The sequence below is a fragment of the Pseudomonas sp. LBUM1673 genome (assembly GCF_059695645.1).
In genome coordinates this window covers 359,465-373,204 of sequence record NZ_CP166780.1, presented here as the reverse complement: position 1 = coordinate 373,204, position 13,740 = coordinate 359,465, and the positions used below count along the sequence as shown (strand labels likewise).

16 protein-coding genes and 1 tRNA gene are annotated in these 13,740 nt (G+C 56.2%); 9 read left to right on the top strand and 8 right to left on the bottom strand.

Going from position 1 to position 13,740, the window contains the following annotated elements:
• Positions 1–7: 7 nt before the first annotated feature.
• From ACA044_RS01715 to ACA044_RS01685, 7 genes are all read left to right on the top strand, one after another.
• Positions 8–754, top strand: a complete 747-nt coding sequence (locus tag ACA044_RS01715) for an ABC transporter substrate-binding protein (protein ID WP_497444900.1) — start codon at positions 8–10, stop codon at positions 752–754.
• 78 nt (positions 755–832) lie between these two features.
• Entirely contained in the window at positions 833–1,528 is a 696-nt protein-coding gene (locus tag ACA044_RS01710; RefSeq protein WP_497444899.1) for an ABC transporter permease, read from the top strand.
• Entirely contained in the window at positions 1,525–2,214 is a 690-nt protein-coding gene (locus tag ACA044_RS01705; protein ID WP_497444898.1) for an ABC transporter permease, read from the top strand. Before ACA044_RS01710 ends, ACA044_RS01705 begins: the two co-directional genes overlap by 4 nt.
• Positions 2,195–3,424 (top strand): methyltransferase, encoded by a 1,230-nt coding sequence (locus tag ACA044_RS01700; RefSeq protein WP_497444897.1) that lies wholly within the window; start codon positions 2,195–2,197, stop codon positions 3,422–3,424. Before ACA044_RS01705 ends, ACA044_RS01700 begins: the two co-directional genes overlap by 20 nt.
• Positions 3,425–3,766: 342 nt before the next feature.
• Positions 3,767–4,591, top strand: a complete 825-nt coding sequence (locus ACA044_RS01695) for an FkbM family methyltransferase (protein ID WP_497444896.1) — start codon at positions 3,767–3,769, stop codon at positions 4,589–4,591.
• Between the two features lie 78 nt (positions 4,592–4,669).
• A tRNA-Thr gene (locus tag ACA044_RS01690) sits at positions 4,670–4,745 on the top strand.
• 573 nt (positions 4,746–5,318) lie between these two features.
• Positions 5,319–5,852 (top strand): GNAT family N-acetyltransferase, encoded by a 534-nt coding sequence (locus tag ACA044_RS01685; RefSeq protein WP_497444895.1) that lies wholly within the window; start codon positions 5,319–5,321, stop codon positions 5,850–5,852.
• 466 nt (positions 5,853–6,318) lie between these two features.
• Here ACA044_RS01685 and ACA044_RS01680 read toward each other — a convergent pair whose 3' ends face one another.
• Positions 6,319–6,543: a hypothetical protein gene (locus tag ACA044_RS01680; RefSeq protein WP_497444894.1), complete on the bottom strand. Its 225-nt coding sequence runs from the start codon at positions 6,541–6,543 to the stop codon at positions 6,319–6,321.
• A 682-nt stretch (positions 6,544–7,225) separates the two neighbouring features.
• Positions 7,226–7,783 carry a Panacea domain-containing protein gene (locus ACA044_RS01675; protein WP_497444893.1) on the bottom strand — a complete coding sequence of 186 codons (558 nt, stop codon included), beginning with the start codon at positions 7,781–7,783 and terminating at the stop codon, positions 7,226–7,228.
• Between the two features lie 850 nt (positions 7,784–8,633).
• Here ACA044_RS01675 and ACA044_RS01670 point away from each other — a divergent pair.
• The gene (locus ACA044_RS01670; RefSeq protein ID WP_497444892.1) at positions 8,634–9,062 is read left to right on the top strand and encodes a hypothetical protein; all 429 of its coding nucleotides are present in this window, start codon (positions 8,634–8,636) and stop codon (positions 9,060–9,062) included.
• 132 nt (positions 9,063–9,194) lie between these two features.
• Here the strand turns inward: ACA044_RS01670 and ACA044_RS01665 are convergent, their stop codons facing one another.
• Entirely contained in the window at positions 9,195–10,106 is a 912-nt protein-coding gene (locus ACA044_RS01665; protein WP_497444891.1) for a hypothetical protein, read from the bottom strand.
• Between the two features lie 381 nt (positions 10,107–10,487).
• On the opposite strand from ACA044_RS01665, the gene ACA044_RS01660 reads away from it, so the two are divergent.
• Positions 10,488–11,045, top strand: coding sequence for a hypothetical protein (locus tag ACA044_RS01660; protein ID WP_497444890.1), 558 nt, complete (start codon positions 10,488–10,490; stop codon positions 11,043–11,045).
• Positions 11,046–11,236: 191 nt separating this feature from the next.
• Here the strand turns inward: ACA044_RS01660 and ACA044_RS01655 are convergent, their stop codons facing one another.
• From ACA044_RS01655 to ACA044_RS01635, 5 genes are all read right to left on the bottom strand, one after another.
• A complete protein-coding gene (locus ACA044_RS01655) occupies positions 11,237–11,680 on the bottom strand; it encodes a hypothetical protein (protein WP_497444889.1) in 444 nt (147 codons plus the stop codon).
• Between the two features lie 45 nt (positions 11,681–11,725).
• A complete protein-coding gene (locus tag ACA044_RS01650) occupies positions 11,726–12,310 on the bottom strand; it encodes a tail assembly protein (RefSeq protein WP_497444888.1) in 585 nt (194 codons plus the stop codon).
• A gap of 3 nt (positions 12,311–12,313) precedes the next feature.
• Positions 12,314–12,664, bottom strand: coding sequence for a hypothetical protein (locus tag ACA044_RS01645; protein ID WP_497444887.1), 351 nt, complete (start codon positions 12,662–12,664; stop codon positions 12,314–12,316).
• 110 nt (positions 12,665–12,774) lie between these two features.
• On the bottom strand, positions 12,775–13,380 hold the full coding sequence (locus ACA044_RS01640; protein ID WP_497444886.1) for a hypothetical protein: 606 nt from the start codon (positions 13,378–13,380) through the stop codon (positions 12,775–12,777).
• Positions 13,377–13,685 carry a hypothetical protein gene (locus ACA044_RS01635; protein WP_497444885.1) on the bottom strand — a complete coding sequence of 103 codons (309 nt, stop codon included), beginning with the start codon at positions 13,683–13,685 and terminating at the stop codon, positions 13,377–13,379. Before ACA044_RS01635 ends, ACA044_RS01640 begins: the two co-directional genes overlap by 4 nt.
• Positions 13,686–13,740 lie beyond the last annotated feature (55 nt).

The following is a 13,740-nucleotide window of genomic DNA, read 5'->3' as shown; positions in this document are numbered from 1 at the left end:
TACCCGCATGCAAAACTACAAAAAAATCTTCCTGGCCGCTGCCGTCACCCTGGCCTTCAGCGCCGGTGCCGCCGCCGAGACCTTGAAGATGGGCATCGAAGCGGCCTACCCGCCGTTCAACAACAAAGATGCCAGTGGCAATGTCGTCGGCTTCGACAAAGACATCGGCGACGCCCTGTGCGCCAAGATGAAAGTCGAGTGCGCCGTGGTCACGTCCGACTGGGACGGCATCATCCCGGCCCTGAACGCCAAGAAGTTCGACTTCCTGATCTCCTCGATGTCGATCACCGACGAGCGCAAGCAAGCGGTGGACTTCACCGAACCGTACTACTCCAACAAACTGCAGTTCATTGCGCCGAAAAACGTCGACTTCAAAACCGACAAGGCTTCGCTGCAAGGCAAGGTTATTGGCGCGCAACGCGCGACCCTGGCCGGTACCTGGTTGGAAGACAACCTGGAAGGCGTCGAAGTCAAACTCTACGACACTCAGGAAAACGCCTACCTGGACCTGACTTCGGGTCGTCTGGACGGCATCCTGGCCGACAAGTACGTCAACTACGAGTGGCTGAAAAGCGATGCCGGCCGTGCTTACGAATTCAAGGGCGACCCGGTGGAAGAAAGCGACAAGATCGGTATCGCTGTTCGCAAGGACGACCCTATCCGCGAGAAGCTGAACGCCGCGCTGAAAGAAATCGTCGCTGACGGCACGTACAAAAATATCAACGACAAGTACTTCCCGTTCAGCATCTATTGATTCTGACCTGCCTGACCGGCGCCGCTCGCTGACGGCGCCAGTCCTTGGCATTGCCTGCCGCGATTTGAAAAGAAATCCATGATTATCGACCTCTACGGATTCGGCCCGGCGCTCGCCGCTGGTGCGCTGATGACTGTGAAACTGGCACTCTCGGCCTTGTGCCTGGGGCTGGTGCTCGGTCTGCTCGGCGCCTTGGCCAAGACTTCCCCGTACAAGCCGTTGCAATGGCTTGGCGGTACTTATTCAACGCTGGTTCGCGGCATCCCGGAATTGCTCTGGGTGCTATTGATCTACTTCGGCACGGTCAACCTGATGCGTGCCCTGGGCGAGTTCTTCGGCAACCCCGAGCTCGAACTCAACGCCTTCGCCGCCGGCGTGATTGCGCTGGGCCTGTGCTTCGGCGCCTACGCCACGGAAGTATTTCGCGGTGCGATTCTGGCGATCCCCAAAGGTCACCGTGAAGCCGGCGTGGCCTTGGGTTTGTCGAAATTCCGCATTTTCACCCGGTTGATCATGCCGCAGATGTGGCGCATCGCCCTGCCGGGCCTGGGCAACCTGTTCATGATCCTGATGAAAGACACTGCACTGGTGTCGGTCATCGGCCTGGAAGAAATCATGCGTCACGCACAAATTGGCGTGAGCGTGTCCAAGCAACCGTTCACCTTCTATATGGTGGCAGCCTTCATGTACCTGGGCCTGACCATTCTGGCCATGACCGGCATGCACTTCATGGAACGACGCGCCGCTCGCGGCTTCGCGAGGAGCACCCAATGAACTGGGAAGTCATCATCAAGTGGCTGCCGAAACTGGCTCAGGGCGCGACCCTGACCCTGGAACTGGTGGCCATCGCCGTGATTGCCGGGTTGCTGCTGGCGATTCCGCTGGGCATCGCTCGCTCGTCGCGCCTCTGGTACGTACGGGCATTCCCCTACGGCTACATCTTCTTTTTCCGCGGCACGCCGTTGCTGGTTCAACTGTTCCTGGTCTACTACGGCCTGGCGCAGTTCGACGCGGTGCGTAACAGCTCGATGTGGCCGTACCTGCGCAATCCGTTCTGGTGCGCCACCGCGACCATGACCCTGCACACCGCGGCCTACATCGCCGAGATCCTGCGCGGCGCGATCCAGGCGATTCCACCGGGTGAGATCGAAGCGGCGCGGGCGCTGGGCATGTCCCGGGCCAAAGCGCTGTTCTATATCATGCTGCCGCGTGCTGCGCGCATCGGCCTGCCGGCCTATAGCAACGAAGTGATCCTGATGCTCAAGGCCAGCGCACTGGCCAGCACTGTGACCCTGCTGGAACTGACCGGCATGGCCCGCACCATCATTGCCCGCACCTACCTGCCAGTGGAGATTTTCTTCGCAGCAGGCATGTTCTATCTGCTGATGGCTTACGTACTGGTTCGCGGCTTCAAGCTGCTGGAGCGCTGGCTGCGCGTCGATGCCTGCCAGGGCCGTTAATGCCTGCGTGCTGACGGGCGAGGCCCTACTCGCCCGTTTCGCTGCGCTGGATGCTTTTCTGATCGAGCATCAGACACTGTGGAAACCTCGGCCGTTTACTCATCTGCAATTGCCTTGGGAAGCGTCCTACCCGGAAGTGGCTCAATGGCTACGCGGGCGGTCACTGGAGGATGCGGAAAACAGTCATAACCAACCGTGTTTGCTCGATGCGCCAGAGCCGTTTGCTTCATTGGCGGCGATGTCTCTTGAGCTGAGCGCGGTGGCTGAATTGCCGACGCATGCGCTAGAAGCGGCGGGCCATCGGTTGAATGTGGATGTACCGGGGCGCAAGTGGCAGCAGATTGAAGCGTTCGCCGGTCGTCTGCAGTTTGCTCATGCGCCGACACATTGGCTGGATTGGTGTTCGGGCAAAGGCCATTTGGGGCGACGCCTGCTGCAAACCGGGCAACAACTGACTTGCCTGGAATACGACCCGGCACTGGTCGCCAGCGGCCAGGCACTCAGCCAGCGTCATCAATTGCATGCACTGCATGTCGAGCAGGATGTACTCGCGCCTGGCGCAGCCGCTTTATTGAACGCCAATCACACGCCGGTCGCGCTGCACGCCTGCGGTGATCTGCATGTGCGACTGATCCAGCTCGCCAGCGCCGCCGGTTGTAAACAACTGGCCATCGCACCGTGCTGCTACAACCGGATCAGCCTGAACACCTATCAGCCGCTTTCCTGTGCGGCTGAGCGCTCCGACCTACACCTCTCCCTCGATGATCTTGCGCTGCCGATGAGCGAAACCGTCACCGCTGGCGCTCGCGTCCGACGCCAGCGCGATACCTCCATGGCCCGGCGCCTGGCGTTCGACCTGCTGCAACGGCAACTGCGCGGCGTCGACGAATATCTGCCGACCCCTTCCCTGCCCAGCGCCTGGCTGGACAAGCCCTTCGTCGATTACTGCCAGGATCTGGCGGCGCTCAAGGACTTATCCACAGTCGGCGCGCCAGATTGGGCCGCGCTGGAAGCCGCCGGGGGGCAGCGACTGGCCGAAGTGCGCAACCTGGAGCTGCTGCGCGGCCTTTTCCGACGCCCTCTGGAGCTGTGGCTGGTACTCGATCGGGCACTTTTTCTCACCGAACAGGGTTACGCCGTCCGCCTCGGCACCTTCTGTGAAACCCCACTCACGCCGCGTAATTTCCTGCTCCTGGCAGAACGCCCTTAAACAGTGACGACCTGTGGATAACTCTGTTGATGGAATTATCGTGGATCCAATATCCACGCTGTTTTACGCCTCAAACACTGCTGGTCATTTTTTGTTCACACAAATAAAAAACCCGCAAAACAGGGATTTGCGGACAAATGAGAACGAGTCTACAAAATCGTAATGAACAGACAATCGCCCCTAGACCATTGTGCATAAGCATTTAATCAAAATGACATAACCGCCGAATACCGGACACCCACAGCAGAAAATTGCACCTTGCAACACCCCTTGCTATACACGCATGCAAGGGCGCGACAGTGCGGCCATGAACAAGAAAAATCTGACCGACAGGATGCGACCGTGACGTTCATCTCTTACGCACAGAATTTCGAAGACATCCGCCTGTGGCGCACCCTTAAAAACGTCAAAAACGGCTTTTATATCGACATCGGGGCCAACGACCCCGCTCAGGACTCCGTCACCAAAGCCTTTTACGATCGCGGCTGGACTGGCATCAACGTCGAGCCCATGCCGAACTACTACCACGCCCTGTGCCAGCAACGCCCCAACGACATCAACCTGCAATGCGTGGCCGGTGAAAGCGCCGACGACCTGACCTTCTACGGCATCGCCGGCACCGGCCTGTCGACTCTCGACCCAGTCCTGGCCCAGCAACACAAAAACGCCGGTCTGGACGTGCGCAGCCAAACCGTCAAATCCCGCACCCTGGCCTCAATCTGCGAACAACACGCCCGGAACCGCCCCATCCATTTTCTGAAAATCGACGTCGAAGGACACGAAGAAAGCGTCCTGCAGGGAATGGACTTCACTCAATGGCGGCCGTGGATCATCCTCATCGAAACCCCATGGGAGCGCGACCAGACCTGGGAAACCCTCGTCACCGACGCCGGCTACCAGTCCATCCTGTTCGACGGCATCAACACCTATTACCTCGCCGAAGAACACCTGGCCCTCAAACCCGCCTTCGACATCCCGCCGTGCAACCTGGACGACTTCCAGTTCTGCCGCGGCCACAAATTCAGCCACCCCGTCACCGACGCCGAAAACCACCTCGCCGCCGCCCTGCAACGCGCCGAACACGCCGAAGCCCAACTACGCGCCCTGCAAAACAGCCGAGCCTGGCGCACCCTCCAGAAACTCAAGAAAGTACTGCTTCGCGTCTGACCGAAAGCCTGTGCAAAAATAGTCTGAATTCAGGGGTTTACAGAACCAACCCAATCGCTATAATCGTCGCCCTAACACGCCGGTATAGCTCAGTTGGTAGAGCAACTGACTTGTAATCAGTAGGTCCCGGGTTCGACTCCTGGTGCCGGCACCATATAGAACAACGACTTAGGTTCACCTCGCGGTGGGCCTTTTTCGTTTTAGGCTTCCGAAAGCAGAAATTTTCCCCGTTCGTTCCCCGTTTCTTTAAGAGACTGATAATTCCAACTCGTCAGTCATGCGCACCAAAAGCCATTTCAAACCAATCTACACCTCGCGCCAGCACCACCCTGGATCAGGGTAGTGGTCATTCATTGGGTGTTTCCACACGCGCGCCATTCGATGCTCTTTCATGGGGTTTGTTTTCGCAAATCGTCGTTCGAGGCTAAAGCGGTCGCTAGGATGACCTGGCCTCTCATTTCGTTAGGACAGGTGTCGCGACACGTTTTCTCATTGCGCAAAACGTGTCGTACGCTTGAGACTAATCGATGCAGTCCGGATAGGCGGACGGTGGTGCGGCACTTTGCCGGCCTCGCTGCCGGCCGGGATTTTCAGTCGGTGCTCGACTAGTCTTCTCAACTCGCGCGATTCTTAGGTAACGGCGATCGCCTGTGCGCCTGAAGGCCTTAAGAAGTGCTCACATACGCTTTGGCCTGCGAGATATTTACTTTCAGAAACAGGGATGGCCATGAAGTTACTTCAACGTTTGTTTAAGCAGGCTGAGCCTTGCATTGATCTTCGCGCTGGTCGAGCAGAGGATCTAAAAGCCCTTGGTGGCCTGCTGCAATTCGAGGCTGCTAATGCTCATTTTTTTGGGTTAAGTACCTCTAAGGAAATTGAGGGATATCTAGTCGAATTGCGATCTCAGATTGAGACCTTAGCTAAAGAAAAGCCGGTTCGTGTATCGCTCATTGCAATCACGGTTGATGTTGTTCCAGTTGGCTATCTGGTACTTATGGCTACTCCCGATGCTAACGTGATGGATCTGAATGTACTGGTCATTGATCCGCAGTGGCGTGGTCGCGGGTTGGCGCGCTTTGCTGTCCGTGAGTTGGTTTCACAACTGACGTTGGGAAGTCGACGGATGTTGGTTCGTTGTCTACCCGAGTCGAAAAGTATGATGAGCTTGCTAAAGCAATTGGGGTTTAAGGAAGTGCCCACTACTGATCTGATTGTGCGCCACTTCATGTCGCCGACATCGGCTGCCGAAGGGCACGCATAAAAATCAGCCAAGGTAGTAGTCGACCGGCTGAGCAAAGCATCCGTGCCAGTCGACCCTCATCAGTTTTCCCCTTGACGGGGTCTTGACGAGCGCGCCGAAAATTTTAGACGCCGCTGGTGGTGCTCTGACGATCTTGGGCGCTTGTAACCCTTATATTCCGTGGATCTCAGCTCGCTCCCACAGCATTGGCAGGCGCAAATCCGTCTAGAATCTGTCAAGACCTGTCAAAAATTTCGTCAAGGCTCCGTCAAGGATGGTCAGGGATTCGAGTTCGCTTTCCCTGGTGTATTCATGACTCGCCAGCCTCACAAGTCACCGTTATAGGAGTTCCCATTTTCTGGACGTGGCGGCTATCCAGTCTGCTGCCCGATCTGCCGTCACCCATGCTGGCCGTGGCTCTTGGGCAGAGTCGGATATCCTGTCGCCGCGTCGACCGTCCAATGCCTGTCCAGAATCTTGAGGCTCGTCACGCCTTGCCCAGACTGCCGGCGACGGTCAGTTCAGCAATGCCCTGGCGAATGAACACTAGGTTCTCGTCGAGCGTTTCGAGCGCGCCGCGCACGTTGCTGGCGATGTCTGCCGATCCGCGCTGCTCAATCCAGTTGGAAAGTTCTTCAACCGCCGCGCCCAGGGCAAGTTGGTTCTGATTCAGGCGATCGAACAGACTGGCGATCAATTTGGCATCCGTCATGGTGACTCTCCGTGTGTCGAGGTAGCGTAGCACCGGCATCTCGGCTCTCGGAATCCATTCTATGGGGAGGTCCAGAATCCGTCTGGGGTCTGTCGGGGGTATGAGACGTCAAGAGAGGCGTCTGTTTGACGGCCACCGCATGGGATAAGCCTTAGACGCCCCCCCGGCGCCGGTTTCGTCTCATGCCTGTCTCACATTCCGTCAAAGTGTGGTCAAAAGTGAAACGCTGAAGAGATGACCTGCTTTATTGATGGGGATGTAGGAGGGGAGACGAAGCTAAAGCGTTACAGGCGGTGCTGCTTAAGGAATCGAGCGATCTTTATTTTGACGTCGGGGGAATTGTCAAAGCCCTCTCGAATACGTAGGTACTCGCCGGTGAGGAACGGATCGTGAGTTCTGATCTGATTTTGTGCTACCCCAGTCTCGAGGGCGTCCACTTTTTTTATCACCGCTTCACGGTAAACGACCCAGCTGTCATGTCTAACGAACCGGTGTGAGCCAGGCAAAAGTATGCATGTAGTGTCTGTGTATTTGCCCGGATGAACTGAGGATATGTTCACCAGCAATACAACATTATCGCCCTGAAACGGGCAATAAACTGGGTCATTAATCACTATATGTAAGTGATCAGCCCCGCCAGTAGGGATCAACAAAGTTCCTTTCTGAAATATTGTCCCTGGCATCAACTGAACTCAGATATTTTCCTACCAAGGGCCCGCCGCTCACGGAGATCCTGTGCTTTGCTTTCAGCAAGATCTTCAGCCACGCCGAGGGCTATGAAGGTAGATTTCGGATCAATATCTACCGAGGTGCCGTGCGGGTCGTGCCATTCGGGGATGTGCTTATGAGTGTAGTCCCGAAGCTGGTATTTGCTCATGTGCCCAAATTGATGCCAAACGGAATCCAGTACCGAAAAGTCCGACCGGCTCAGTTCATCAAGGTCGTCGAAGTTTTGTAGTTCTCTAGCCAATTTCACTTCGTTATCAGACGGCGGAGAAATCCATGAGCTCCACTCAGCCGATCCGCGCTTACCTTTGATTAAATCTAGGGTCGCAGATAAAACGGGCCCATGAGGCATCGAAACTGCTCGATCCTCTGACATTGGAACGTCAAACCTATTCATCGACTCTCTATCAGCCAAGTACATCAGCTTGATGAGCTTCAGATTTGGCAGCGAACCTTCGGCGCGAGCCAAGAAGAAAGCCGCGATCTGCGCTACTTTCTGTTCACTGAAAATCACTTATTACCTCTCTTCCCCATTCCTTGGGGGTGGTCCAGCATACAAATGGTCGCGAATTATCAGCCGACCTACAGGTTAGTCAATAGGTCTGCCCACAGGTTCAGCCCAACGGTATCGATCTCCCCGGCTAACGGCGCATGCTATTTGCGTTAGCTATAGCACTCCCTGGGCACCCACGCACGTCCAGCGCCATAAAGAATCGACATAACCCTTCCGTTCGACTGAGTGAATCAGTCGGCAGCCGGGAATTTGTTTCGCTTAATGATCTGGGACTGGTTACACAATCTCGCGCGTTTACTCTGCAAAACTCCAGATTGTTAGTCAAAACACCTGCTTCTGGTGGAAACCATCATGGAAACCTCGCGCCTGGAAACCTTTGTATCTGATGTTTCGCCGGTAGCCGTCAGACTGGTTCGCGCCAGCATCGCGTTGGAGGGGGCGAACCGGACGTGCGAACCTCGGTGCGAACTTCGCCGGTACGCCCCCCCCGCCAATGCGTACCAATCGTGCGTACCTGGCTGCGTACCATCGGCACACAGCTCGCTCCCACGGAACGTTTGCGCACTCCAGGTGCGTGAAGACACTGCGTAAAGGGTGCGTGAAACCTTGCCGAGGGAGGGCTTCGCGCATTGACCAGGTGCGCGATGGACGTGCGCGAAAGACTGTGCGAAACACGCCGGCCGGAACTTGGTGCCTTCCATGGTGTAGTTTTGAAAACTGAAGTTTTCGCCTTTTCTTGCCCTCAAAGCTCCTGACCGTCAGTAGCAAGGCGGATTGTTCTATGTTCCATTAGAAGCAGGATCGCGGGGCAGTTTCGCCGGCGCGCACGAGTCGAATGCACGGAGCATTTATGGGCTTGAAAGTCACGATTGCAACATGTCTTCTAGCGTTTCTATCATCCAACGCATTCGCCCTGAATGTAACGATGAGTGTGACGTCTGATGGAAACGAAAAGCCAACCATCATCGGTCTAACCAACTTGCCGGATGATACTGAGCTGATAGTCGGTCTTCACTCCGTAGGTGGGGAATTCTTTGCCCAGTCTGAGGCGAAGGTTGAGAGCGGAAAATTTTCAGCGGGGAAGTTTTCCGAGGGAGAGTTTGCTTTGCCGCCAGGTCTTTACACCATTGAAGTGAGCGCTGGAATGTCGGCGGTCCAGCCAGATAGCGTTCAAGCAGTTTTTGGTAAGGAGGGTCGAAATCTGAAAGGACGATACGTGAAGACTTTGGGTATCGGCGGCGCCATTGTGGATTTCAGCACAAAAATGAAGTTGCCCTGAATTGCTAGCGCACATTGGTTTGTGACCAAGGGAAAGCGGTCACCGGTGGTGGTCACGTACATGGTCACCCCCTAGATGTCGGTGCTTGGATCAACCTCAAACCGTGGATACCGGAGTGGATAACGACCTGCTCTAGGCACTTGGCGCATGTTGCTTAGGCCCCGTCCAGTTAAATGCATTCAGTGCTTCTGAGAGTAGGCTTTGAAGGGAGCTCATAGACTCTGGCGAGACATCGACTTCGCCATAATGACCATCGGCCATAGTTGACCCATATTTTGATCCATTTAGGTTATTGAGTATCAGCGCCCCTCCGGGGGCATTCACCCCGCCATGATCAACAGGCTTCAGGTCCAATGGCTTACCACCTTGGCCTAAAAAACGCGCTCGATCCTCTAGGTGCTGTGCTGAGTTTCGAACCCCGCGGAGGTTTGGAAACTCCGTAGCCATTTTTTTATGCAGCTCTGTTACCACGACTGGAGTATTTTCGGTCTTCGACAGAACCCCTAGGAATTTGTCGAACCCATCGAGGGCGTACAGAAACGCTCTCGCATAGAGAAACACGACATTATGATCGAATTCCCTAGGTATCTTGCCTCTAGCCCACTGCTCTCTCTTAAAACGGACATCGACTTCAAAATGTACTTCTTCCCAATTGGTATGGTTAGTCATGCCTCCCTTTTCTTGCTCTACTGACTGCTGAATTTCGCGACGTAGCTGAGAATCTTGATCCCATTTGTTCGGGCCAAGAGATATGGTTCTTTCTTGCCTGGATTGCGCAAACAGGTTCAGGGCTAAATTCGCTTCGAAGAACTGGGACTGAAGATTTCTTAGCAGCCCGTCGATTTTCCATGACCAGTCGTGATCTTCGTAATCCAGCCAGGTGCCAGGGACGACAATCTCAAAAATAAACACAGAAACCTCCGAATGCTTTGCGTTAGATGGTCGAGTGTAGTGATTGCCTGCTTCCTTGCACTGCGCAAGCAATGGTTCGGTTCTTGTTAGGACGTTTACCTGGATGCAAGGGCTGGTGCCGACAGCGGGCATGGTGCCAGCCTGTTAATAATTACTAAGGCTGTGCAGCACCGGGAAGGCTCCGATGGAGATCCCTTTGATGGATGGTAACCAGGCGGGGTGGTTACTTTTGGTGGTTACCAGAGCGTTCATTGGTGGTGGTCACCACTCAGGGTGTCCGTGCCAGAGAGACCTCTAACCAAGGATGCATGAGTAGATAATGGCGACTTTCGACTCATTACGAACGGTTCGAAAGTATAGAAATCGGCGGCAACCATCCAGCTAAGCGTCGCTTTTCCTGCCCTCACAAATGACACGCAGTTGGAATGCATTCTCTCCGCTGACTCGATATGTTACCTCTTGGCGCCGAACATTCAGGGAGGCGTAACCAATCAATTTCAAGGATTTCGCTACATGCAGATGGGTTTCCGATTCGCTGCGTTTTTTGCCTTCGCACTGGTTGCTGGTTGTGCTGGAGGGAAGTCTGTCGCGAGGGATGCGGCAGTTGTCACTGTTTCCGCGTACGGGCCGGATCTGTTCGGTAAGCACGCGCATGGCGTGGGAGGACGTTTAGATGTCCGTGAGGGAGGGGCCACCCAGCTCAGCTATCCACCCATGGATGTGCGTGCTTGCAACCAATTTAATACAAGCTGCTCGTTGGGTATTGGCGTCGTTGACGGTAACGCTGAAATCATCTCGTCGAGCGCAACCGGCGCAACAGTGGCGATCAATCTGAATTACCGGGTGGGTCGTAGCTACTCACTTGACTCTAACGGTCAGCAGCTCAAGTTGGAGGTACCTTCTGATGTGCAGGCATTGCAAGCCAACCATGTGATCTCGAAGACAATCGATGTCGCCTACGGCGAGATCGTACATGTGCCGCTTCCATTCGGAGTGGATGTTGCAGTGTGTGCTCAGAATCAAATTGCTGGCGAAATCATTCCCGATCGGAACGTGTGTTCAAGTTATTGAGCGCATATTTCCGATCGTAGGGTTGGCAGCAGTGACGGTTCACTGCCATCTGCTGCCACTCTCCGAGGTGTTTGCTTAAATTGGATAGCAGGCCACCAGGCTGTGGGGAAAGCCTGGTGGGTTCCGCGCAGTTCGATCATGAGCGTTGGAAGGCGGATCATTCATGCGGCCGCCAGTCGCTCCATTTTTGTTCAAAGTGAGCTAGGGCGAATATCCGTTCCGTTTTGGGTACCGGACACCCTGAATTTTTGCTCATCTCCCACGCTCAGATCGGTTGAAGTCTCCTTCACTGGCTGGCCGATCTGCAGAGCGCATACACCGTTGCCGTCGTCATCGCCTGCTATGCCGATGATGTGACGACCCGGCTTGAGTTTGAAGCTCACCATCTCGCCCGTGTCGATTCGAGCCGCCTTCCTGCCGTCCACAAGAATCGTTGCGTAGCATCCGCCGGACGCCCAAAACCCGTTATCGCGACTGATCAACAGCCTTGCACCTCCTGGCACGTCGGCTTGATAGGCGAACGTCCTATCCGACGGCACTTTTTTGGCTGATCCCGGATCGACAGGAGTGCTGGAGCATCCGCTCAGAAAACCAGCGGCGCCGGCAGCAAGTAGCGTGAGAAAAATCCTGTTCATGTGGTTCGTCCTCAGATGTGAGCCGTGAATGTACATCACCTACAACTATGTTTTGTCTTCGGCGTAGATCGAGGCCGAGATGATCATTCCGCCCCACCGGCGCTCGCCGATGCAGATCGGTACCGGGTTGCCGCTGGTCGTGGTGTTTTTGGCCGAGCCGAATGCATAACTCGGCAGGTTTTCGGGGGAGGCGCTTTGCTTGAGGCCTGAGGCTTGGGGGCTGAGCATCTGGATGACACCACCGGCCGCGAGCGCGATTCCTGGCGCCAGCGTCGCCCCATTCGTGAACGGGCTCAGCACAATCAGAGCTACACCGAGGATCGTTTGTAGCAGGCCTGCCCGCTTACTGCCGGCGATCACCGGGACGATGCGCAGCTCTTGGGCACCGCCCAGTTTCAACTCCTTCTCGCCGATGTTCTTCCGGTTCCGGAAAACCGCGAACTCGAGGCCCTTGCTCTTGGCGTCCGCGAGATATTTCACAAATCCAGGGTGGTTGACGTCGATAGCCTTCACAGCCTCGCGCGCATCACCGGTTGAAAGCTCGTAGATGTGCTCCCGCCCGAACAGCTTCGCAGCCGACCCGCCGAGCAGAATCCGTGTTTTGGTGCCGTAGTTCACTGCCATTGCCATGTCTTACTCCTGAGCGCCCTGGGCGCTGTGTTTGGGGATTTCCATGCCGAGTTGACCGGCGAGGATCATGCGTGCGGCCATCGCGTCGTTTCGGATCGCGATCTCTCGGTTCACGTCGGGATTCCAGGCCGAACAGTGAGTCGATTGATAGGCCCGGGCGCCGCGGTACTCGACGCGCATCAATTCGGCGGAGATCCTTGCCTCTTCCTCGGTGAAGAAAGGCCCCTCGATCTCGACCTTTTCACCGTCGCGTAAATGCTGAACATTCCAAACGACGTAACCGCCGATCGTCCTGGTGTCACTGATGAAATCAGTGGTCTTGCACACTTCCGCGAAGCGTATGTGGTGGGACATGCGTCTCTCCTTCGGCGCCGTGGCGCCACTGATGGGCTGATGCCCGGTGGTGTTGCTCAATGTCGCGACACGTTTTCGTTATTCGCAAAACGTGTCGCGTAATGGGGCGTCTACGTTCCGACGATGCTCAAGATGGGCGGGAGCTTCGGGCCGAACGGCGCGCCAGGCGCGAACGGATCGGGCAGCAGGTGCTCCGGGCATTCCCTGATGAAGTTCGCGGTCGCGAGTTGGCAGGCGTTGAACAGTGGGGCGTCGTTCCATTCCTGGCCTCGGCGGGCGGCGCTTTCTTCGAGCGCATAGGCAAACACCAGGTCGGCCAGGCTGGCCAAGCCCTCCTTGCGCGCCGTCTCCTGCTCCACGGTGTTGATCGCGAGCAGATCGCACAGACGATCAAACCCCAGGCCGTTGGCCAGTCCCTCGGTGTCCAGCACCAGCGATCGCCCGAATGCGGCGAGTACCGTGCGCAGGTCTTCCCACTCGGTGCGGCGGTGTTCGGTGGCTTGCTGCTGGATCTCGTAAATCTTGGCGGCAGTGAAGGGGAGGTAGTGGCGCAACTTGCTGGCCTTGCGGCGCATGGCCCGGCGCTCTCCGCGGATCGAATCAACCCGCTCCCCGAAGATGCGGCAGATCCGCCGAGTGGTGATCAAGCTGGTGCTCATGCTGGCGCCAGGCTTCCTGGCAATGTCCAGCAAGGCAATAACGAGACTGGTGCTCATGGGCGAGCCTCCATAGGTGTGTTGTCGTAGCTGGCGCGCAGGTGAGCGCCAGCCGTGCAATGGCGGCCGGTGGGCGCGCAGCAGCTCCGACAAACCATGATGTGGTTGAGGTATCGGTCACGGGCCTGTCGCCACTCCGGTGTGGCGGTGGCGGCGCTTGCGTGTGGGCTGGCGCTGAACTGAGGAGCGCGATCGACGGGGCTGGCCAACACCAGGCGCGGGCGAGGCCGACTATCCACTTTTGGCGAGTCGGTACCGGTAACGGCTGGCGGCATCTGATCGAGCAACGGAGAGAGGAGGCTCATACCGTCACCTCACTCTGATTGCTCCATTGCCCATATGTGTCTCTAGAAAAAAATC

Coding starts and splice junctions, on each gene's coding strand:
- ACA044_RS01700 (WP_497444897.1), top strand. CDS start 2,195: ATGCCTGCCAGGGCCGTTAATGCCTGCGTGCTGACGGGCGAGGCCCTA.
- ACA044_RS01670 (WP_497444892.1), top strand. CDS start 8,634: ATGGGCTTGAAAGTCACGATTGCAACATGTCTTCTAGCGTTTCTATCA.
- ACA044_RS01705 (WP_497444898.1), top strand. CDS start 1,525: ATGAACTGGGAAGTCATCATCAAGTGGCTGCCGAAACTGGCTCAGGGC.
- ACA044_RS01665 (WP_497444891.1), bottom strand. CDS start 10,106: ATGCCCGCTGTCGGCACCAGCCCTTGCATCCAGGTAAACGTCCTAACA.
- ACA044_RS01635 (WP_497444885.1), bottom strand. CDS start 13,685: ATGAGCCTCCTCTCTCCGTTGCTCGATCAGATGCCGCCAGCCGTTACC.
- ACA044_RS01680 (WP_497444894.1), bottom strand. CDS start 6,543: ATGACGGATGCCAAATTGATCGCCAGTCTGTTCGATCGCCTGAATCAG.
- ACA044_RS01640 (WP_497444886.1), bottom strand. CDS start 13,380: ATGAGCACCAGTCTCGTTATTGCCTTGCTGGACATTGCCAGGAAGCCT.
- ACA044_RS01710 (WP_497444899.1), top strand. CDS start 833: ATGATTATCGACCTCTACGGATTCGGCCCGGCGCTCGCCGCTGGTGCG.
- ACA044_RS01715 (WP_497444900.1), top strand. CDS start 8: ATGCAAAACTACAAAAAAATCTTCCTGGCCGCTGCCGTCACCCTGGCC.
- ACA044_RS01650 (WP_497444888.1), bottom strand. CDS start 12,310: ATGGCAATGGCAGTGAACTACGGCACCAAAACACGGATTCTGCTCGGC.
- ACA044_RS01660 (WP_497444890.1), top strand. CDS start 10,488: ATGCAGATGGGTTTCCGATTCGCTGCGTTTTTTGCCTTCGCACTGGTT.
- ACA044_RS01645 (WP_497444887.1), bottom strand. CDS start 12,664: ATGTCCCACCACATACGCTTCGCGGAAGTGTGCAAGACCACTGATTTC.
- ACA044_RS01685 (WP_497444895.1), top strand. CDS start 5,319: ATGAAGTTACTTCAACGTTTGTTTAAGCAGGCTGAGCCTTGCATTGAT.
- ACA044_RS01655 (WP_497444889.1), bottom strand. CDS start 11,680: ATGAACAGGATTTTTCTCACGCTACTTGCTGCCGGCGCCGCTGGTTTT.